This is a genomic window from Pseudomonas floridensis, from assembly GCF_002087235.1.
Taxonomy (GTDB): domain Bacteria; phylum Pseudomonadota; class Gammaproteobacteria; order Pseudomonadales; family Pseudomonadaceae; genus Aquipseudomonas; species Aquipseudomonas floridensis.
Genome location: NZ_MUIO01000024.1, coordinates 17822 through 38330 on the forward strand (window position 1 = coordinate 17822; position 20509 = coordinate 38330).

15 protein-coding genes are annotated in these 20509 nt (G+C 60.5%); all 15 read left to right on the forward strand.

Features of this window, described 5'->3' with window-relative positions; translation table 11 throughout:
- Nucleotides 1–42: 42 nt before the first annotated feature.
- Nucleotides 43–219, forward strand: a complete 177-nt coding sequence (locus BZK31_RS09105; RefSeq protein WP_002552060.1) for a hypothetical protein — start codon at nucleotides 43–45, stop codon at nucleotides 217–219.
- Nucleotides 203–3157, forward strand: a complete 2955-nt coding sequence (locus tag BZK31_RS09110) for a sensor histidine kinase (protein WP_087881650.1) — start codon at nucleotides 203–205, stop codon at nucleotides 3155–3157. The genes BZK31_RS09105 and BZK31_RS09110 overlap by 17 nt, the downstream gene beginning before the upstream one ends.
- 22 nt (nucleotides 3158–3179) lie before the next feature.
- Complete coding sequence (locus BZK31_RS09115; protein ID WP_083182379.1) at nucleotides 3180–4613, forward strand: sigma-54-dependent transcriptional regulator; 1434 nt, start codon at nucleotides 3180–3182, stop codon at nucleotides 4611–4613.
- A 700-nt stretch (nucleotides 4614–5313) separates the two neighbouring features.
- The gene (locus tag BZK31_RS09120) at nucleotides 5314–6720 is read left to right on the forward strand and encodes a polynucleotide adenylyltransferase PcnB (protein WP_083182380.1); all 1407 of its coding nucleotides are present in this window, start codon (nucleotides 5314–5316) and stop codon (nucleotides 6718–6720) included.
- 6 nt (nucleotides 6721–6726) lie between these two features.
- Complete coding sequence (gene folK, locus BZK31_RS09125) at nucleotides 6727–7218, forward strand: 2-amino-4-hydroxy-6-hydroxymethyldihydropteridine diphosphokinase (RefSeq protein WP_083182381.1); 492 nt, start codon at nucleotides 6727–6729, stop codon at nucleotides 7216–7218.
- Between the two features lie 233 nt (nucleotides 7219–7451).
- On the forward strand, nucleotides 7452–8252 hold the full coding sequence (gene panB / locus BZK31_RS09130; protein ID WP_083182382.1) for a 3-methyl-2-oxobutanoate hydroxymethyltransferase: 801 nt from the start codon (nucleotides 7452–7454) through the stop codon (nucleotides 8250–8252).
- The gene (gene panC, locus BZK31_RS09135) at nucleotides 8249–9100 is read left to right on the forward strand and encodes a pantoate--beta-alanine ligase (RefSeq protein WP_083182383.1); all 852 of its coding nucleotides are present in this window, start codon (nucleotides 8249–8251) and stop codon (nucleotides 9098–9100) included. The genes panB and panC overlap by 4 nt, the downstream gene beginning before the upstream one ends.
- Nucleotides 9101–9107: 7 nt before the next feature.
- A complete protein-coding gene (panD, locus tag BZK31_RS09140) occupies nucleotides 9108–9488 on the forward strand; it encodes an aspartate 1-decarboxylase (protein WP_083182384.1) in 381 nt (126 codons plus the stop codon).
- A gap of 197 nt (nucleotides 9489–9685) precedes the next feature.
- Nucleotides 9686–11350, forward strand: a complete 1665-nt coding sequence (pgi, locus tag BZK31_RS09145) for a glucose-6-phosphate isomerase (protein WP_083182385.1) — start codon at nucleotides 9686–9688, stop codon at nucleotides 11348–11350.
- A 206-nt stretch (nucleotides 11351–11556) separates the two neighbouring features.
- Complete coding sequence (gene acs / locus BZK31_RS09150; protein ID WP_083182386.1) at nucleotides 11557–13494, forward strand: acetate--CoA ligase; 1938 nt, start codon at nucleotides 11557–11559, stop codon at nucleotides 13492–13494.
- A gap of 52 nt (nucleotides 13495–13546) precedes the next feature.
- On the forward strand, nucleotides 13547–14413 hold the full coding sequence (locus tag BZK31_RS09155) for an oxygenase MpaB family protein (RefSeq protein WP_083182387.1): 867 nt from the start codon (nucleotides 13547–13549) through the stop codon (nucleotides 14411–14413).
- A 135-nt stretch (nucleotides 14414–14548) separates the two neighbouring features.
- Entirely contained in the window at nucleotides 14549–15727 is a 1179-nt protein-coding gene (locus tag BZK31_RS09160) for an acetyl-CoA C-acetyltransferase (RefSeq protein WP_083182388.1), read from the forward strand.
- Between the two features lie 303 nt (nucleotides 15728–16030).
- The gene (locus BZK31_RS09165) at nucleotides 16031–17047 is read left to right on the forward strand and encodes a class I SAM-dependent rRNA methyltransferase (RefSeq protein WP_083182389.1); all 1017 of its coding nucleotides are present in this window, start codon (nucleotides 16031–16033) and stop codon (nucleotides 17045–17047) included.
- Between the two features lie 109 nt (nucleotides 17048–17156).
- Nucleotides 17157–20132: a DUF748 domain-containing protein gene (locus BZK31_RS09170; protein ID WP_167377892.1), complete on the forward strand. Its 2976-nt coding sequence runs from the start codon at nucleotides 17157–17159 to the stop codon at nucleotides 20130–20132.
- A gap of 50 nt (nucleotides 20133–20182) precedes the next feature.
- Complete coding sequence (locus BZK31_RS09175; protein ID WP_083182412.1) at nucleotides 20183–20464, forward strand: DUF2845 domain-containing protein; 282 nt, start codon at nucleotides 20183–20185, stop codon at nucleotides 20462–20464.
- Nucleotides 20465–20509 lie beyond the last annotated feature (45 nt).

The following is a 20509-nucleotide window of genomic DNA, read 5'->3' on the forward strand; positions in this document are numbered from 1 at the left end:
CGTTACCATGCCGCTCCTCATCTACCGGCGCAGGGAGACCAGATGTACATATACCGGTTGGTTTTGCTTCTGGTGGTAGGTATTTACCTTTTTTCTCCGGCCATCATGGACTGGTGGATCGACGCGACCGGCGCCTGGTACAGGCCTTACATGCTGTGGCTGATCCTGATCGTGGTGACGTTCATCCTGCAGAGCCAGCGAGATGCCGATGAGCTTTAGCCTGACGCAGATGCTGTTGGTGAGCGCCGGTTATCTGCTGGTGCTGTTTGGTGTGGCATGGGTCAGCGAACGTGGTCTGATCCCCCGTGCGATCATTCGCCATCCACTGACTTACACCTTGTCGCTGGGCGTATATGCCAGCGCCTGGGCATTTTACGGCACCGTAGGCCTGGCCTATCAATACGGTTATGGCTTTCTGTCCAGCTACCTCGGTGTCTCCGGGGCGTTTCTGCTGGCGCCGGTGCTGCTTTATCCGATCCTGAAAATCACCCGCACCTATCAGCTCTCATCGCTGGCCGACCTGTTTGCGTTCCGGTTTCGCAGTACCTGGGCGGGCGCGCTGACCACCGTATTCATGCTGATCGGCGTGCTGCCGTTGCTGGCCTTGCAGATTCAGGCGGTGGCCGACTCCATTGGCATCCTGACCCGCGAGCCGGTACAGGACCGGGTTGCAGTGGCTTTCTGCGCAATCATCATGCTGTTCACGATCTTCTTCGGTTCTCGTCATATCGCCACCCGCGAGAAACATGAAGGGCTGGTGTTCGCGATTGCCTTCGAGTCGCTGATCAAATTGATCGCTCTGGGCGGCGTCGGCCTGTACGCCTTGTACGGGGTGTTCGACGGGCCTCAGCAACTGGAGCTGTGGTTGCTGCAAAACCAGACCGCCCTCGCCTCACTGCACACGCCGCTGCAGGAAGGTCCGTGGCGCACGTTGCTGCTGGTGTTCTTCGCCTCGGCCATCGTCATGCCGCACATGTACCACATGACGTTCACCGAAAACCTCAATCCGCGCTCGCTGGTCAGCGCCAGTTGGGGGCTGCCGCTGTTCCTGTTGCTGATCAGCCTGGCCGTCCCCCTGATTCTCTGGGCCGGCCTCAAGCTCGGCGCCACGACCAGCCCGGAATATTTCACGCTGGGCATCGGTCTTGCCGCCAACAGCCCGGCGCTGGCCTTGCTGGGCTACATTGGCGGGCTGTCGGCGGCCAGCGGACTGATCATCGTGACCACCCTGGCGCTGTCGGGTATGGCGCTCAACCATCTGGTGCTGCCGCTCTATCAACCTCCGGCCGAGGGCAATATCTATCGCTGGTTGAAGTGGACGCGGCGCGGGCTGATCGTGGCGATCATTGCCGCCGGTTACGGCTTCTATCTGATGCTGGGGGCCCAGCAGGATCTGGCCAATCTGGGCATCGTGGCGTTCGTTGCAACCCTTCAGTTCCTGCCGGGCGTGCTGTCGGTGCTGTATTGGCCGACGGCCAACCGACGCGGCTTCATTGCCGGACTGCTGGCCGGCATTGCGGTGTGGGTGGTCAGCATGCTGTTGCCGCTGATCAGCAACCTGCAGGGCTTCTACATTCCACTGCTGAACATGATCTACGTAATGGACGACACTAGCTGGCACATGGCGGCAATCGCGTCGCTGGCCGCCAACGTGCTGCTGTTCACCCTGGTGTCACTGTTCACCAACGCCAGCGCCGAAGAAGTCAGCGCTGCCGAGGCGTGCGCCGTGGACAACGTGCGCAGGCCGCAGCGCCGGGAACTGCATGCCGTCTCGCCACAGGAGTTCGCCACGCAACTGGCCAAACCGCTGGGCGCGAAGGCGGCACAGAAAGAGGTCGAACAGGCGCTGCGCGATCTGTACCTGCCGTTCGACGAGCGCAGGCCCTATGCCTTGCGCCGCTTGCGTGACCGGATCGAGGCCAACCTGTCCGGTCTGATGGGTCCCAGTGTCGCTCAGGACATGGTCGAAACCTTCCTGCCGTATAAATCGGGCAGCGAGAAGTACGTCACCGAAGACATCCACTTTATCGAAAGCCGCCTTGAAGATTACCACTCGCGCCTGACCGGACTGGCTGCCGAACTCGACGCCCTGCGTCGCTATCACCGCCAGACCCTCCAGGAACTGCCGATGGGCGTGTGCTCGCTGGCCGAAGATCAGGAAATCCTGATGTGGAACCGCGCCATGGAAGAACTGACTGGCATCGTCGCACAACGAGTCGTCGGTTCACGCCTGGAAACCATTGCCGAGCCGTGGAAAGGGCTGCTGACCGGATTCATCAGTGTCCCTGACGAGCACTTGCACAAACAGCGCCTGGGCCTGGACGGGCAGACTCGCTGGCTCAACCTGCACAAGGCGGCAATCAACGAACCGCTCGCGCCCGGCAACAGCGGTCTGGTGCTGCTGGTCGAAGACCTGACCGACACCCAGATGCTCGAAGACAAACTGGTCCACTCTGAACGGCTGGCCAGCATCGGTCGGCTGGCGGCGGGCGTGGCCCATGAAATCGGCAACCCGATCACCGGCATCGCCTGCCTCGCGCAGAACCTTCGTGAGGAGCGCGAAGAAGACGACGAACTGAAGGAGATCAGCAGTCAGATTCTTGAACAGACCAAGCGCGTGTCGCGTATCGTGCAATCGCTGATGAGCTTCGCTCACGCCGGTGCTCACCAGCACAGCGACGAAGCCGTCTGTCTGGCCGAAGTGGCGCAGGACGCAATCGGTCTGCTGGCACTGAACCGACGCAACTTCGAAGTCCAGTTCTACAATCTGTGCAACCCCGAGCATTGGGTCGATGGCGATCCGCAACGGCTGGCGCAAGTGCTGATCAACCTGCTGTCCAACGCACGCGACGCTTCGCCCGCGGGCAGCGCCGTCAGGGTCAAGAGCGAAGCTTCCGAACACACTGTGGACTTGATCGTCGAAGACGAAGGCAGTGGAATTTCCAAAGCAATCATGGACCGATTGTTCGAGCCATTCTTCACCACCAAGGACCCCGGTGAAGGAACAGGACTGGGCCTTGCGCTGGTCTATTCCATCGTTGAAGAGCATTATGGACAAATCACCATCGACAGCCCGGCCGACCCCGAGCACCAGCGTGGTACCCGTATCCGGGTGACTCTGCCACGCCATGTCGACGCGACGTCCACCGCGAACTGAGACCGTCGAGAGAACTGAATCAATGCCGCATATTTTGATCGTCGAAGACGAAACGATTATCCGCTCAGCCCTGCGTCGCCTGCTTGAACGCAATCAGTATGAAGTCAGTGAAGCGGGCTCCGTTCAGGAGGCTCAGGAACGTTTCAGCATCCCGTCGTTTGACCTGATCGTCAGCGACCTGCGACTGCCAGGAGCACCCGGTACCGAACTGATCAAGCTGGGCGAAGGCAAACCGGTGCTGATCATGACCAGTTACGCCAGCCTGCGCTCGGCGGTCGACTCAATGAAGATGGGCGCGGTGGACTACATTGCCAAGCCGTTCGATCATGATGAAATGCTGCAGGCAGTTTCCCGTATTTTGCGCGACCGTCAGACGGTCAGCAGCCTGCAGGCCGAACGCAGCGCCATGGGCAAGGTCAGCAGTCCCGAAAAAGGGGACGCGCCGAACAACAACGGCGAGATCGGAATCATTGGCTCCTGCCCGCCCATGCTGGACCTGTACAGCAAGATCCGCAAAGTCGCGCCCACCGATTCCAATGTGCTGATCCAGGGCGAATCCGGCACGGGCAAAGAGCTCGTGGCTCGCGCTCTGCACAACCTGTCGCGCCGCGCCAAGGCGCCGATGATTTCGGTCAACTGTGCGGCCATCCCGGAATCGCTGATCGAATCCGAACTGTTCGGTCACGAGAAAGGCGCGTTTACCGGTGCCAGCGCAGGACGCGCGGGGCTGGTCGAAGCGGCGGACGGCGGCACGCTGTTCCTCGACGAGATCGGCGAGTTGCCTCTGGAAGCGCAGGCGCGTCTGTTACGTGTCTTGCAGGAAGGCGAGATTCGCCGCGTGGGTTCGGTGCAGTCGCAAAAGGTCGACGTCAGGCTGATCGCGGCCACTCACCGAGACCTGAAGACGCTTGCCAAGAACGGCGAATTCCGCGAAGACCTTTTCTACCGTCTGCACGTCATCGCCCTCAAGTTGCCGGCGTTGCGCGAACGCGGCAGTGACGTGCTGGAAATCGCCCATGCGTTTCTGGCCCGTCAGAGCGCCAAGATTGGCCGAACTGACCTGAAGTTCGCCCCTGACGCCGAGCAGGCGATTCGTCACTACAGTTGGCCGGGTAACGTACGCGAGCTGGAAAATGCCGTCGAGCGCTCGGTGATCCTGTGTGAAAATCCGGAGATCACGGCTGACCTGCTGGGCATCGACATCGAGCTGGATGGCTTGGCAGACGACGAATACATGGGGCTTGCGCCGCTTTCGGGTACCTCGACATCGGGTAACACTGAACCGTCCGAGGACCTGTCTCTGGAAGACTACTTTCAGCATTTCGTTCTGGAGCATCAGGACCACATGACCGAAACCGAGCTGGCCCGCAAACTCGGGGTCAGCCGCAAGTGTCTGTGGGAACGTCGCCAGCGCCTGGGGATCCCCCGTCGCAAAGGTGTGGCCAACGAGACCTGAAGTCATGCGCAAGGCTCTGGCGCGCGGTGCACAGGGCGGCGCGCAAACTGTTACCTTGGTCATCTGACGTAACAAAAGCCGGGGCTTACGGTAACGTAGTTCCGGTTTTTTTATGCCTGCCTGAATGACCAGCAGCGCGCAAAGCCCCGGTTTCCGGGGATTTCCAAAAGTTGGCACAGGTCCTGCTATATCTCTGGTACAAGAAGAACAACAAGCAGTACGACACCTATAACAAGAACAACACGAATCGACTCACGCATAACAAGAACAACACGGCGGAGGCGCAGCTAACTGATTCTTTTGGAGAGGAGTTGTATTTGGGGCTTGCCCCGCAACCAGGCCGAGAACAACAAAAACTACCCTTAGGTAGAGCCTGAACTGGTTGGATCGAATGATCATTGCAACGCAGCGACCAAAGCAATCCGTTTGCTCTTGACTCCCGATTGGGAGGTTTCACAGACGAAAGTCTCGTGAATGGGCACTCAACAAAAACAAGAAGCCCTGACAGAAAACAATAATAAAGAGCACGCACTTTGGGGGAGCTTCGGCTCCCCCAGTAGCTTGCAGCGCAAAACCGGCCCGCACTTTGCCCCTTCCGCGACAGCTTCCTACACCATCCCTCGACTAAATGCTAGAATCCCCGCCCATCATGCGGTCATTCCACGTTTTTGGCCGAATATTCCTTCAAACAGTGCATCCCATGCTGAAGAAGCTGTTCCAGTCATTTCGTTCTCCACTGCGCAAGCCGCAGCAACACACGCGCACCACGCCTGAAGTGCTCAATAGCAGCCAGCATTCGCTGCAGCGCACCCAATTCAGCCGCTATGCCGTCAATATCGTCGAGCGCTTGCAGAACGCAGGCTACCAGGCCTATCTGGTCGGTGGCTGCGTACGCGACATGATGCTCAATATCACGCCCAAGGACTTCGACGTCGCCACCAGCGCCACGCCGGAACAGGTGCGTGCAGAATTTCGCAATGCCCGCATCATCGGTCGCCGGTTCAAGCTGGTGCACATCCACTTCGGCCGGGAAATCATCGAAGTGGCGACGTTTCGCGCCAACCACCCACAGGATGATGAGGAAGAAGACAGCAATCAGTCCTCGCGCAATGAAAGCGGCCGCATCCTGCGCGATAACGTTTACGGCACCCTTGAAGAGGACGCCCAGCGTCGCGACTTCACGATCAATGCCCTGTACTACGACCCGGTTACCGAGCGGGTGCTGGATTACGCCAACGGCGTGCACGACATCCGCAATCGCCTGATCCGTCTGATTGGCGATCCCGAGCAGCGTTACAAGGAAGACCCTGTGCGCATGCTGCGTGCCGTACGCTTCGCCGCCAAGCTGGATTTCGGCATCGAAAAGCACAGCGCCCTGCCGATCCGGCCGCTGGCCGCCATGTTGCGCGATATTCCGTCGGCGCGCCTCTTCGAAGAAGTGCTCAAGCTGTTCCTTTCCGGCCACGCCGCGCCGACATTCGAGATGCTGGTGGACCTGGAGCTGTTCGATCCCCTGTTCCCGGCCAGCGCCAAGGCGCTGGAGTACAACCCGACCTACACCCACACGCTGATCAGCAACGCACTGATCAACACCGACCTGCGCATCAAACAGAACAAACCGGTGACGCCAGCGTTCCTGTTTGCCGCGCTGCTCTGGCCTGCTCTGCCTGCCAAAGTGCTGCGTGCCCAGGAACGTGGCATGCCACCGATCGCTGCCATGCAGGAAGCGGCTCACGAGCTGATCATCGAGCAGTGCCAGCGCATCGCCATTCCAAAGCGCTTCACCCTGCCCATCCGCGAGATCTGGGACATGCAGGAACGTCTGCCGCGCCGTTCCGGCAAGCGCGCAGACATGCTGCTCGACAACTCGCGCTTCCGCGCCGGTTACGACTTCCTGTTGCTGCGTGAAACAGCGGGCGAACAGACCGATGGTCTGGGCCAGTGGTGGACCGATTATCAGGAATGCAACGAAAGCGAACGCCGCGACATGATTCGCGACCTGAGCGGCAAGCCGGAAGCTGCCGGTGCCGCCCCGCGCAAACGCCGTCGCAACAGCGGCGCGAAACGCAAGCGCAGCGGCGGTGCCGAAGCGACCGGTGGTGAGTGACGCGCGGTGAGCACTGAACGCGTCTATATCGGCCTGGGCAGCAACCTCGCCGACCCGGCCGAGCAATTGCGCAGCGCACTCAAAGCGCTTGGGCAATTGCCCGGTTGCCGGTTGGCGGGTGTCTCATCGTTTTATGTCAGTGACTCGCTACTGCCCGGTCAGCCGCGCTTCACCAACGCGGTTGCGGCGCTGGACACCTCCCTCACGCCACTGGTGTTGCTTGACGCCTTGCAGTCCATCGAACTGGATCAGGGCCGAGAGCGCCATGAGCGCTGGGGCCCGCGCACACTGGACCTGGATATCCTGCTGTTCGGCGATCACCTGATCGACGACGCACGCCTCAAGGTGCCGCATTACCACATGCAGGCGAGGCCGTTCGTGCTCTACCCGCTGGCCGAACTGGCACCCGGCCTGACCTTGGCTGACGGGCGCGAATTGAGTCGTTTGTTGAACGATTGCCCGTTCGTGGGCCTGGAACGTTTACCCGCACAGGGCTGATGCCAGACGACCAGCCGTTACCGAGGTTGTAACCGTTGCAGCAAACGGGTAACACCTGCAATTGACTTCATGCCCCCTCCTCACGAAGATAGGCCTCCCGCCGCCACCCCCGTGGTGAACGGGCGCGAAACAGGCCTTTGCAAAACACCGCGACACGACGGTGTGCCTGCTTTTCCAGGATGACTCTCACGCGCTGAGTCCCGCCGTTTTCAGCGCCTGATGGAGGACTTTACATGCCGAACATAACCGTTACGTCGTTGCTGGGTATGAAACAGAAAGGTGAAAAGATCACCATGCTGACCTGCTACGACGCGACCTTCGCCCACGCTGCCAGTCAGGCGGGCGTCGAAGTGCTGCTGATAGGCGACTCGCTGGGCATGGTCCTGCAGGGTCACGACAGCACCCTGCCGGTGACCACAGCGGAGATGGCCTACCACGTGGCCTGTGTCAAACGCGGGAACCAGGGCGCACTGATTCTCGCCGACCTGCCGTTCATGGCCAACGCCACGCTGGATCAGACCTTCATCAACAGCACCACGCTCATGCAGGCCGGCGCGCACATGGTCAAGGTCGAGGGCGCCGCCTGGCTGGCCGAGTCGATCAGACTGCTGGCAGAGCGTGGCATTCCGGTCTGCGCACACATGGGCCTGACGCCGCAGTCGGTCAATGTGCTGGGCGGTTACAAGGTCCAGGGTCGCCTCGAGGCACAGGCTCGCCAGATGCGCGCCGATGCCATCACGCTGGAGCAGGCCGGCGCGGCAATGATCCTGCTCGAATGCGTGCCGAGCGAACTGGCTGAAGAAATCACCCACGCGGTGAAGATCCCGGTGATCGGCATCGGCGCAGGCAGCGCCACCGACGGTCAGGTTCTGGTGCTGCACGACATGCTCGGCCTTTCCATCACAGGTCGCGTTCCCAAGTTCGTGAAGAACTTCATGGTCGGCCAGCCTGACATCCAGTCGGCAATCAAGGCGTATGTCACCGCCGTCAAAGACGTCAGCTTTCCCGCTCTCGAACACGGATTCTCGGCATGATCACAGTGACAACCGTTTCGCAACTGCGCACAGCCGTTACTCAGGCACGTCGCGAAGGCAAGCGCATCGGCCTGACCCCGACCATGGGCAACCTGCACAGCGGCCATGCGGCGCTGGTCACCAAAGCCACCCAGTGCGCGGATTTCGTGGTCGCCACCATCTTCGTCAACCCGTTGCAGTTCGGTGCCAACGAAGACCTGGCCACCTATCCGCGCACGCTGGCGGCGGACCAGGAGAAGCTGCTTCAAGCGGGCTGTGACCTGCTCTTTACGCCCACTGTGGAGGAGATGTATCCCAACGGCATGAACGGACAGACGCTGGTCAGCGTGCCGCTCGTTTCGCAAGGTTTGTGTGGCGCCAGCCGTCCCGGCCATTTCGACGGCGTTGCCACGGTCGTCAGCAAGCTGTTCAACATGGTGCAGCCTGACGTAGCGGTATTCGGCGAAAAGGACTTTCAACAACTGGCGGTGATTCGCGCAATGGTTCGCGACCTGAACATGCCGATCCAGATCATTGGCGAACCGACCGTTCGGGCCGACGATGGCCTGGCGCTGTCATCGCGCAATGGCTATCTGGATGAACAACAACGCGCGGCGGCACCTGCGCTGTACCGCGTGCTGCGCCAGACAGCCGATGCCATTCAGGCAGGCGCGCAAGACTTCGACAGCCTGTTGTTGCAAAGCAGGCAGGAACTGGAAGCCGCAAACTTTCGCATCGATTACCTCGAGATACGCGAGGCCAACAGCCTGCAACCGGCCACCGTTCAGGACCACGACCTGGTGGTCATCGCGGCCGCGTTCATGGGCAAGACCCGACTGATCGACAATCTGCACCTGATCAAGGAATAACAACAAGATGCACACCGTGATGCTCAAAGCCAAACTGCACCGCGCCGAAGTTACCCACGCGGTACTCGACTACGAAGGCTCTTGCGCCATCGATGGCGAATGGCTGGACCTGTCGGGTATTCGTGAGTACGAACAGATCCAGATCTACAACATCGACAACGGCGAGCGCTTCACCACTTACGCCATCCGTGGCGAAGAGGGTTCGCGCATGATTTCGGTGAACGGCGCGGCCGCACACAAAGCCAAAGTCGGCGACCGGGTGATCATCTGCGCCTATGCTCATTACACCGAGGCCGAGCTGGTCAATTTCAAGCCGCGCATGCTGTACATGTCGCCCGGCAATGAACTTAGCCACACCAGCAATGCCATACCGGTACAGTTTGCATAACTGAACGCCGACAGCATTCGAGCGAAAAGCCCGGTCATTTTGTGTGAAATAGTACCGGGCGCAGGTACGGCGAAGCGCAGACAAATAGGTACGCGAGGGGTAGTCTGGCTGACGTGGCCCATGAGTCAGTTCGCGACCTCGCTTCAAGACAGTCTGAAAAAGCCCAAAGACAGATCCAGTTAAGGAAACCCGCAGCGATGGCGTACTACCGCACTCCTTCCGATGTGACCGCTCTGCCCGCCTGGCAGGCGTTGAGTCAACACCGCAAAGCCATGCAGGATTTCAGCATGCGCGAGGCGTTTACTGCAGATCCACAGCGCTTCAACGAATTCACCCTCAGCAGTGCCGGCCTGTTTCTCGATTACTCGAAAAACCTGATCACTGCCGAAACACGCGACCTGCTGGTAAGCCTGGCCAACGAAGTGGGCCTGAAAGACGCGATCAAGGCGCAGTATGACGGTGAGCTGGTCAACGCTTCCGAAGGCCGTCCTGCGCTGCATACAGCGCTGCGTCGCCCGGTGGGTGACAAGCTCAAGGTCAACGGCGTCGATGTGATTCCGGACGTGCATCGCGTTCTGAACCAGATGACCGAGCTGGTCGGACGCATTCACGACGGCCTGTGGCGTGGCTACACCGAGAAGCCGATCACCGACGTGGTCAATATCGGCATCGGTGGCTCCTTCCTGGGTCCCGAGCTGGTCTCCGAAGCCTTGGTCGCCTACGCCCACAAAGGCGTGCGTTGCCATTATCTGGCGAACATCGACGGCAGTGAATTCCACGAACTGTCGATGAAAATTCGCGCCGAGACCACGCTGTTCATCGTCTCGTCGAAATCCTTCAATACACTCGAAACGTTGAAGAACGCCCAGGCTGCACGCGCCTGGTACCTGGCGCAGGGCGGCTCCGAAGCGGAACTGCATCGCCACTTCATCGCCGTTTCCAGCAACAATGCGGCGGCCGTGGCGTTCGGAATCCGCGAAGAAAACATTTTCCCGATGTGGGACTGGGTCGGCGGGCGTTACTCGCTGTGGTCGGCGATCGGTCTGCCTATCGCGCTGGCCATCGGCATGTCCAACTTCAAGGAACTGCTGTCCGGCGCCTACACCATGGACCAGCACTTCCAGAGCGCGCCGTTCGAGAAGAACATGCCAGTGCTGCTGGCCCTGCTGGGCGTCTGGTACGGTAACTTCTGGGATGCCCAGAGCCACGCGATCCTGCCGTATGACCATTACCTGCGCAATATCACCAAGCACTTGCAGCAGCTGGACATGGAATCCAACGGCAAGAGCGTTCGCCAGGACGGTACACCGGTCGCCACCGATACCGGTCCCGTCATCTGGGGCGGCGTGGGTGCCAACGGTCAGCACGCATATCACCAGTTGCTGCATCAAGGCACCCAGATGATCCCGGCCGACTTCATCGTGCCGATCGTCAGCTTCAACCCGGTCTCCGACCACCATCAGTGGCTGTACGCCAACTGCCTGTCGCAGAGCCAGGCCCTGATGATGGGCAAGACCCGCGCCGAGGCCGAAGCCGAGCTGCGCGAGAAAGGCATGGCCGAAGACGAGGTGCAGAAACTCGCGCCGCACAAGGTCATTCCCGGCAATCGTCCGAGCAACACGCTGGTGGTCGAACGCATCAGCCCGCGTCGCCTTGGCGCGCTGGTCGCTATGTATGAGCACAAAGTGTTCGTGCAAAGCGTGGTCTGGGGCACCAATGCCTTCGACCAATGGGGCGTCGAACTGGGCAAGGAAATGGGCAAGGCGGTGTACCAGCGTCTGACCGGTGGCACTGAAGAGCCGGCCGATGATGCGTCCACCCAAGGCCTGATCAACTATTTCCGCGGCCGTCACCGCGGCTGATGCGTTGATCTGGAATGATCATGCCCGTGCTGTGCGCGGGCATGTGTCGTTCAGGACGCTGCGCCACACCTCTAGAAGTGGACGCGGAGCGTCTCAGGCGCCATTTCCAGGTGACGCATGAGAAGCGGCCAGACAGCCACACACATTGAACCCCTCTCCCCGCGCATGACTCCCATTTCTGTGGATCACAGAATAAGGAAGCCGTCATGTTCGATATCAGCGCTTTCCCCAATGCCATTGCCGTGTGCAAAGCGGCGCAGCTCAGTGCCGACGACTATCAGCGTCTGTACCGCCAATCCGTCGATCACCCTGATGCATTCTGGGCCGAGCAGGCTCACCTCTTTCTCGACTGGTCTTCGCCCTGGAGCGAGGTGCACACCGCTGATCTTTCCAGCGCAAAGGCGACCTGGTTCAAGGACGGCAAGCTCAACGTCAGCCACAACTGCATTGATCGCCACCTGAAAGACCACGCCGATAAGATCGCCATTATCTGGGAGGGCGACGATCCTTCCGAGTCGGCGGAAATTACCTACAAAAAGCTGCATCATCATGTCGCCCGTCTGGCGAACGTGCTGAAGCTGCGTGGCGTCAAGAAAGGCGACCGCGTGTGCATTTACATGCCAATGATCCCCGAGGCGGCCTATGCGATGCTGGCCTGCGCCCGAATCGGCGCGGTGCATTCAGTGGTGTTCGGTGGTTTCTCACCCGACGCGCTGCGCGACCGGATTCTGGACGCAGACTGCCGCACCGTGATCACCGCTGATGAAGGGGTTCGTGGCGGGAAATACATTGCGCTCAAAGCGAATGTCGACAAGGCGCTGCAAAGCTGTCCGTCGGTCAGCACCGTGCTGGTCGTGGAGCGCACGCGGGGGGACGTCGAGTGGGTCAAAGGCCGCGACCTCTGGTATCACGAAGCGATTCACGAGGCTGGCGACGACTGCCCGCCGGAGCCCATGGACGCCGAAGATCCGCTGTTCATTCTTTATACCTCCGGCAGCACCGGCAAACCCAAAGGGGTGATGCACACCACTGGTGGCTACTTGCTGTACGCGGCCATGACCCACAAGTACGTGTTCGATTACCGGGACGGCGAGGTGTTTTGGTGCACGGCGGATGTCGGCTGGGTCACCGGACACAGCTATATCGTCTACGGACCGCTGGCCAACGGCGCGACCACTTTGATGTTCGAAGGCGTCCCCAACTATCCGGACGCGTCACGCTTCTGGCAGGTCATCGACAAGCATCACGTCAATATTTTCTACACCGCGCCCACTGCGTTGCGCGCGTTGATGCGTGAAGGGCCTGGACCGCTACAGGCATCGTCCCGCGAAAGCCTGCGATTACTGGGCAGCGTGGGCGAACCCATTAACCCGGAGGCCTGGGAATGGTATTTCCACCAGGTCGGCAAAGAGCGCTGCCCGATCGTCGACACCTGGTGGCAGACCGAAACCGGCGGCATCATGCTCACACCGCTCATCGGTGCCGGACAGGTCAAACCTGGCTGTGCAACGTCCCCGCTGTTCGGGGTGCAGCCGGTGTTACTGGATGAACAGGGCAAGGAACTCGACGGCCCCGGCAGCGGCCTGCTGGCGATCAAGGCCAGTTGGCCGGGGCAGATTCGCAGCGTATATGGCGATCCGCAGCGCATGATCGACACCTACTTCAAACCTTACCCCGGTTACTATTTCACCGGCGACGGCGCTCGACGTGACGCAGATGGCGATTACTGGATCACTGGCCGCGTCGACGATGTGATCAACGTCTCCGGTCACCGCATCGGCACGGCCGAGGTGGAAAGCGCGCTGGTGCTGCACGACAATATCGCCGAAGCTGCGGTGGTGGGCTATCCGCACGACGTCAAGGGCATGGGCATCTACGCATTCGTCACGCCGATCAACGGAGTCGAGCCCGGTGATGCCTTGAAAAAGGAGTTGCTCAGTCACGTCAGCCAGGAAATCGGCAGCTTCGCCGAGCCGGACCACATCCAGTGGGCATCGGCTCTGCCGAAAACCCGTTCGGGCAAGATCATGCGTCGCATCCTGCGCAAGATCGCCTGCAACGAACTCGACAGTCTGGGCGACACGTCAACCCTGGCCGACCCTGGCGTAGTGGATGATCTGATCGACAAACGCTTGAATCGTTGAAGCTGACAGGGCATGGTCAGCGCCGCGTTCGTAGTCGCCTGCATGAGGGAACATGGAATTCATTCGTCGTCGTATCGAAACGCAGGTCATCAGTCTCACTGGCCTGTCACTGGGCCAGTTGGACCTGGAAAACCCCAAGGGTGATCCAGGTCTGTTCGGTCCGCAGGCTGTCTGCTGGAGCGTGCACAGTGATTTCACCAGCATGCTGGTCGGCGGCATCAGTGCGCTGATGCTGCAGGCGCTGCATCCGCTGGCACTGGCGGGGATCTGGGATCACTCCAACTTTCGCGACGATATGCTCGGGCGGCTGCGACGCACCGGGCAGTTTCTGTCCGGCACGACCTTCGGCTCGACTCAGGACGCCAACTGGCTGATCGACAAGGTACGCACCATCCACTTGCAGGTCACCGGCACCGCACCAGACGGCCGCCCTTATGCCGCAAGCGACCCGGACCTGCTGACCTGGGTGCACGTGGCAGAAGTCAGCAGCTTCATGGCGGCGCACCTGCGTTACCTGAATCCGCAGCTTTCCCCGGCTGATCAAGACACCTACTACGCTGAGACGGCGCAGGTCGCCGAACGGCTTGGTGCACGTGACGTCCCCCAGTCACGTGCAGCCATTGCCGACTATCTCGACAACGTCCGCCCTCAACTGGTCTGCGATGCCCGAAGCCGCGAAGTGCTGCGTCTGCTGCTCGATGCACCCGCGCCCAACTGGCTGGCGAAGCCCTTCGGTGTGCTGATGATGCAGGCTGGCATCGAGCTACTGCCGACCTGGGCGAGCGACATGCTCGATGTGCCTCAAGGCCCCGCGAAACGCACATTGATCCATATGGGCGTGAACAGCTGCGCGCCGATCTTGCGCTGGGCAGTGCGTGATGGTTCTTCGCATCGGGCAAAGCGACGAATGGGCCTCTGAACAACCCGGATCAGGTGCAAAAAGTGACCAACGGGTTCGCAGTTGGAAGGTTGATCCCCAACTGTGACACCATGAGCCATGTGATCACAGCAAGCCCGACCGGCTCGCCCCCCAATAACAATGAGGATCCGCACCATGCAAGACGTCGTTATCGTTGCCGCCACCCGCACCGCCGTGGGTAGTTTCCAGGGTTCCCTGGCTACAACTCCCGCCGTCGAACTGGGAGCGGCGGTCATCCGTCAACTTCTGAGCCAGACCGGCGTCGACGGTGCGCAGGTCGATGAGGTCATCATGGGGCAGGTTCTGACCGCAGGTGCCGGACAGAATCCGGCACGCCAGGCCGCGATCAAGGCTGGCCTGCCCTTCGCCGTACCCGCCATGACCTTGAACAAAGTCTGCGGCTCGGGTCTCAAGGCATTGCATCTGGCGGCTCAGGCCATTCGCTGCGGTGACGCAGAGATCATCATCGCGGGCGGTCAGGAAAACATGAGCCTGGCCAACTACGTCCTGCCGGGCGCACGAACCGGTTTGCGCATGGGCCACGCGACGATGATCGACACCATGATCAGCGATGGCTTGTGGGATGCGTTCAATGACTATCACATGGGCATCACGGCGGAGAATCTGGCCGAGAAGTACGAGATCAGCCGTGAGGCGCAAGACGCGTTCGCCGCATCCTCGCAGCAGAAGGCACTGGCCGCGATCGAAGGCGGACGCTTTGTCGACGAAATCACCCCGATCCTGATTCCACAGCGCAAAGGCGACCCGTTGTCCTTCGCCACCGATGAACAACCGCGCGCGGGCACAACCGCCGAATCGCTGGCCAAACTCAAGCCGGCGTTCAAGAGAGACGGCACGGTAACCGCCGGTAACGCGTCCTCGCTCAACGACGGTGCGGCTGCGGTGATGTTGATGAGCGCGGCCAAGGCCGAACAATTGGGCCTGCCGGTGCTGGCACGCATTGCCGGTTACGCCAATGCCGGGGTGGACCCGGCGATCATGGGCATCGGCCCGGTCAGCGCCACACGCCGTTGCCTGGACAAGGCGGGCTGGACGCTGGAGCAACTGGACCTGATCGAAGCCAACGAAGCTTTCGCCGCACAGTCATTGTCGGTCGGCAAAGAACTGGGACTGGATCCGGCGAAGCTCAACGTCAACGGCGGCGCAATCGCCATCGGCCATCCGATCGGAGCCTCGGGTTGCCGCGTGCTGGTCACCCTGCTGCACGAAATGATCAAGCGTGACGCGAAAAAAGGCCTGGCGACACTGTGCATCGGCGGTGGTCAGGGCGTGGCACTGGCGTTGGCGCGTTGACCTGTGGGAAGACAGAACAGGGCGTTAGCCCACTTCCACGGATGACGCGGTGACTAGTGAGCGCGAGTTCGCTGAGTGAGGAGTCTGAAAAGATCTCTCCGTGGGCACGTCCACTCCCGCAGCGGTCCGCCGGCGCGCTCTCGTGGGGACTTGTCCGCGAACAAGGTGTGTCGTCGAAGGGGTCATTAAAGACAGTCGGCTCACCCCCTGTCAGAACACTTTCCCCTGCGCTGCAAGCGATGCATCTCCAGCTTGCAGTAACTGTTAAACTCCCGCGCCTCATTCCAGCCCGAGGCGCGTTGTATGTCTTCCTTGAATCAGGCGCTCAGCGTCGCCCTCGATAATCGCCAGCGTCTGCTCGCTGAACTGCACGAGCAAGGCACCGATTGCTATCGCCTGTTTCATGGCAGTCAGGAAGGTGCCAGCGGTCTGACCGTTGACCGCTATGGCCCGCAGTTGCTGGTGCAGAGTTTTCATACCGGTCTGGATCGCGAGTCGCTGCTCGAACTGCATACTCAGGTCAACCGCCGTCTGGGCCTGGACACGCTGTTGGTCTACAACGACCGCTCGCAAGGCAATTCGCGCATCGACCGTCAGGATGCGGTGTACAAAGCCGAAGACGCCGCGCTCGAAGACCAGGTCGGTCACGAATGGGGGCTCAATTATCGGGTGCGTGGCCGCCATGCCGGTCAGGACCCACTGCTGTTTCTCGACTTGCGCAATACCCGCGGCTGGGTCAAACGACACAGCGCAGGCAAAAGCGTACTGAATCTGTTCGCCTACACCTGTGGCGTCGGCCTGAGTGCCGCAGCCGGTGGTGCGCGGGAAGTGTGCAACCTGGACTTCGCCGAGGGCAACCTGGCGGTCGGCCGCGAAAACGGCGCGCTGAATCCGCACTTGCCGACCATGCAGTTCATCCAGTCCGATTACTTTCCGGCGATCCGTCAGCTGGCCGGCCTGCCGGTTTCGGCGCGACGCAGCCAGAAATTGCCGGGTTACATCAAGCTGCAACCGCGCCAATACGATCTGGTGCTGCTGGACCCGCCCGCCTGGGCCAAGAGCGCATTCGGCACCGTCGATCTGTTGCGCGACTACCAGAGCCTGCTCAAGCCCGCGCTGCTGAGCACCTGCGACGACGGGGTGCTGATCTGCTGCAACAACCTGGCGAAGGTGAGCATGGAAGACTGGCGAGACCAGGTTCTGCGCTGCGCCACCAAGGCCGGTCGCCCGGTCCGCGAATGGCAGGTCATGCAGCCTGCGCAAGACTTTCCTTCTCTGGATAACCAGCCACCGCTGAAAACCCTGATTCTGCAGTTCTAGGCCGTCCGCAATACCTGAAACTTCCTACATGCGTGATCGGCAGCGGCTTGGGAACCGAACAGGCATGCCATACTCCAAGGACCTCCGAAAGAGCGAGACGTCACTGCCCATGTCCAGAGGATTGAAAATCACACTTGGCTCCCTGCTGACTGTGTGTGTGCTCTACAGCCTGTTGGGGTTTTTCATCCTTCCCGGTGTCGCCTTGCGAATCGCCAATCAGCAATTGGCCACCTATTCGACCGCTCCGGCGAAGCTGGAGCGGCTGGAGTTCAACCCGTATACGCTTGAGCTGACCCTCTGGGGCCTGAATATCGGCACGCCTGGCAAAGAACAGATCGCGTTCGAAAAGCTCTACGCCAATCTCCAGCTCGACAGCCTGTGGACCCGCGCGCTGCACCTGCAACGCATCGAGCTGCTGCAGCCGAAGACCGAGTTGTTGTTCGACAAGCAGGGCAAGCTGAATCTGGCGCAACTGTTCAAGTTTCCGGCCAGTGAACCGGTCAAGGACGAGCCACCAGGCAAGCCCTTTCCTTTGCGTATCGACGAAGTCAGGCTGGCTGACGGCTATCTGCACTTCCGCGACCTGCGTCCCAGCGAGCCAATCGAATTCCTCTACGACAAGCTGAATTTTGAGCTTAAGAACCTCAGCACGCTGCCTGAAGACAATGCCGACATGACCCTGGTGGCCGCAGGGCCCGATGGAGGCCGGATTGACTGGGTCGGGCGTATCAGCCTGGTACCGATCACCTCCGAGGGCACGCTGAAGGTTACCGATGGCAAGATGAAGCTCTGGTGGCCTTATGTCCGTGATGCGCTGCCGCTGGCGATTCAGGACGGTGTGCTGAATTTCAGCACCGCCTACAAGCTTGATCTCGCCAAGGACACCGAGCTGCAATTGACCAACCTGTCGGCCAGCGTTGCGCCTTTCGGCCTCAATGCACCTGACGGTCGCCCGCTGGTGCGTCTGCAGCGTCTGGACGTGAGCGAGACCTCGGTGGATCTGGCCAGACAGCACGTCAACGTGGGCAAGATCCGCAGCCAGGGGCTGGAAACCTGGGCGGCGCGTGAGTCGGATGGCCAACTGGACTGGCAGAAACTATTCGCTGACAAGCCGACCAAACCTGCCGCACCTCAAAAACCGCCAGTGGATGAGAAAGCCGCCGAGCCTGCGCCCGTCACCGATGCTTCGGCCAAGGCCACGGCGCAATCCGCCAAGCCCGGTAAACCCTGGCAAGTGGTGCTGCGCGATGTGCAACTGCGCAACTACCGGGTGCATCTGGCGGATCGCGTTCCAGCCGAGCCGGTCACGCTGGACGTCGGTCCGCTGAATGTGGATGTGCAGAACTTCGACAGCCTCAACACCTCACCCTTCCCGCTCCGACTCGACACCGGGCTTGGCAAGCAGGGCAACCTGACCGCCGCCGGTGACGTCAATCTCAACCCGGTCAGCGCCCGCCTCACTGTCACGACCCGCGACATCGACCTGCGACTCGCGCAGGCTTACATAAGCCCGTTCATCCGGCTCGAAATGCGCAGCGGCATGCTGGGCAGCGATCTGGCGGTCAACCTGGAAAGCACCGAGCCGCTGGCGTTCAGCGTGACCGGCAAGGCTCAGGTGAGTCAGCTGCACACCCTGGATACGCTCAAACAGCGCGACTTCCTCAAGTGGCAGCAACTGGAACTCGAGGGACTGGATTACCAACACGGCGCCAGCCTTTCGATTGCCAAAGTCAACATGGAGCAGCCGTACGCACGCTTCATGATCAACGATGACCGCACCACCAACATCGACGATCTGCTGATTCCCCAACCGGGAGACGAAAAACCGGCAGCGAAGAAAACGGCTGCCAGGCCGACAACCAAGGCAGGCAAGGAAAATCCGCTGGGCATTTATGTGGGTGAAGTGAACATCAAGGACGGCTCGGCCAATTTCGCCGACCTGACGCTGACGCCCAACTTCTCGACCGCCGTGCAGCAGCTCAACGGACGTATCGGCACCATCGACAATCGCAAGTCCACGCCGGCCCCGGTGAATATCGAAGGCAAGGTCGATCGCTACGCGCCCGTTACGATCAAGGGCAGCCTGAATCCGTTCGACCCGATGGCCAGCCTCGACATCGCCACCAGCTTCAAACGCGTCGAGTTGACTACGCTGACGCCCTACTCCGGCAAGTTCGCGGGTTTCAGGATCCGCAAGGGCCGACTCAACCTCGACCTGCACTACCTGATCACCAATGGCCAGCTGAAAGCTCAGAACAAAGTATTGGTTGAACAACTGCAACTGGGCGAAAAAGTGGACAGCCCGGACGCGGTGGATCTGCCGATTCGTCTGGCCGTCGCCCTGCTCAAGGACACACAGGGCCGCATCTCTATCGAACTGCCGGTCGAAGGCGACTTGAACAACCCTCAGTTCAGTGTGATGCCGATCGTCTGGCAAACCCTGCGCAATCTGGTCCTGCGTGCCGCACAGGCGCCGTTCAAGATGTTGGGTGGGCTGGTGGCCGGAGGAAGCTCTGAGGACCTCGGTAACGTGAGTTTCGCGCCCGGTTCCAGTGAGTTGAGCAATGACACCCAAAAAGCCCTGGACAAGCTCTCAGCCGCGCTCAAGGAACGTCCGGCCTTGAAGCTTGAGATCGAAGGCACCAGCGCGGCCAGTAGCGATGGTCCATTGATCGCTCAACAGCGACTGGAACGCGAATACCAATCCACCTACTACAAGATCCTGCAGCGACGTGGTGACAAGGTGCCAGCCAAGGCCGGTCTGCTACAGGTGCCGGATGATGAGAAGGCGCCCATGCTGGAAGGCATCTATCGCGCGCGTCTGAAACAGCAGCCGCCCGCCGAATGGGCCAATTTGGGCAAGGAAGAGCGTACCCATCAGATGCAGGCTGCCATCCTCAAATTCTGGAGTGGCAATGAAGTGCTGCTTCGTGAGCTGGGACAGAACAGGGCCAGCAGTATCAAGGATTATCTGGTGGATAAAGGTAAACTCGAGGATGAGCGTGTGTACTTCGTCGATGCTCGGCTGGGTCAGGCCGAGCGAGATGGCCGTGTCATCAGCCCACTTCATCTGGACAGTGAGTAACCACTTTGTCTCGTCTCCCCATGAAATCCACGCTGTACCTGGCTCTGTTCATGATCACAGGCCCGGCAGCGCTTGACGTCCAGGCCGCTTCGACATTGCGTTGCGGCAGCCAGCTGGTCAGCACAGGGGACCGAACGTTCGAGGTCCAGCAGAAATGTGGCGAGCCGATCAGCCAGCAAGTGGTGAGCAGTCGCGAGGTGGTGAACTACTACCGACAGTCCGAAGAAGTCATCGTTGAAGAATGGGTCTATGGACCCAGCCACGGCATGTATCAGTATCTGCGCTTCGTAGGCGGCCGTTTGACGGAGATCCAGAGCAAGCGCGGTAACTGAAAGCTCCGTTCTCTTAACTTTTTCCTGCCCACAATAGAACAGGCC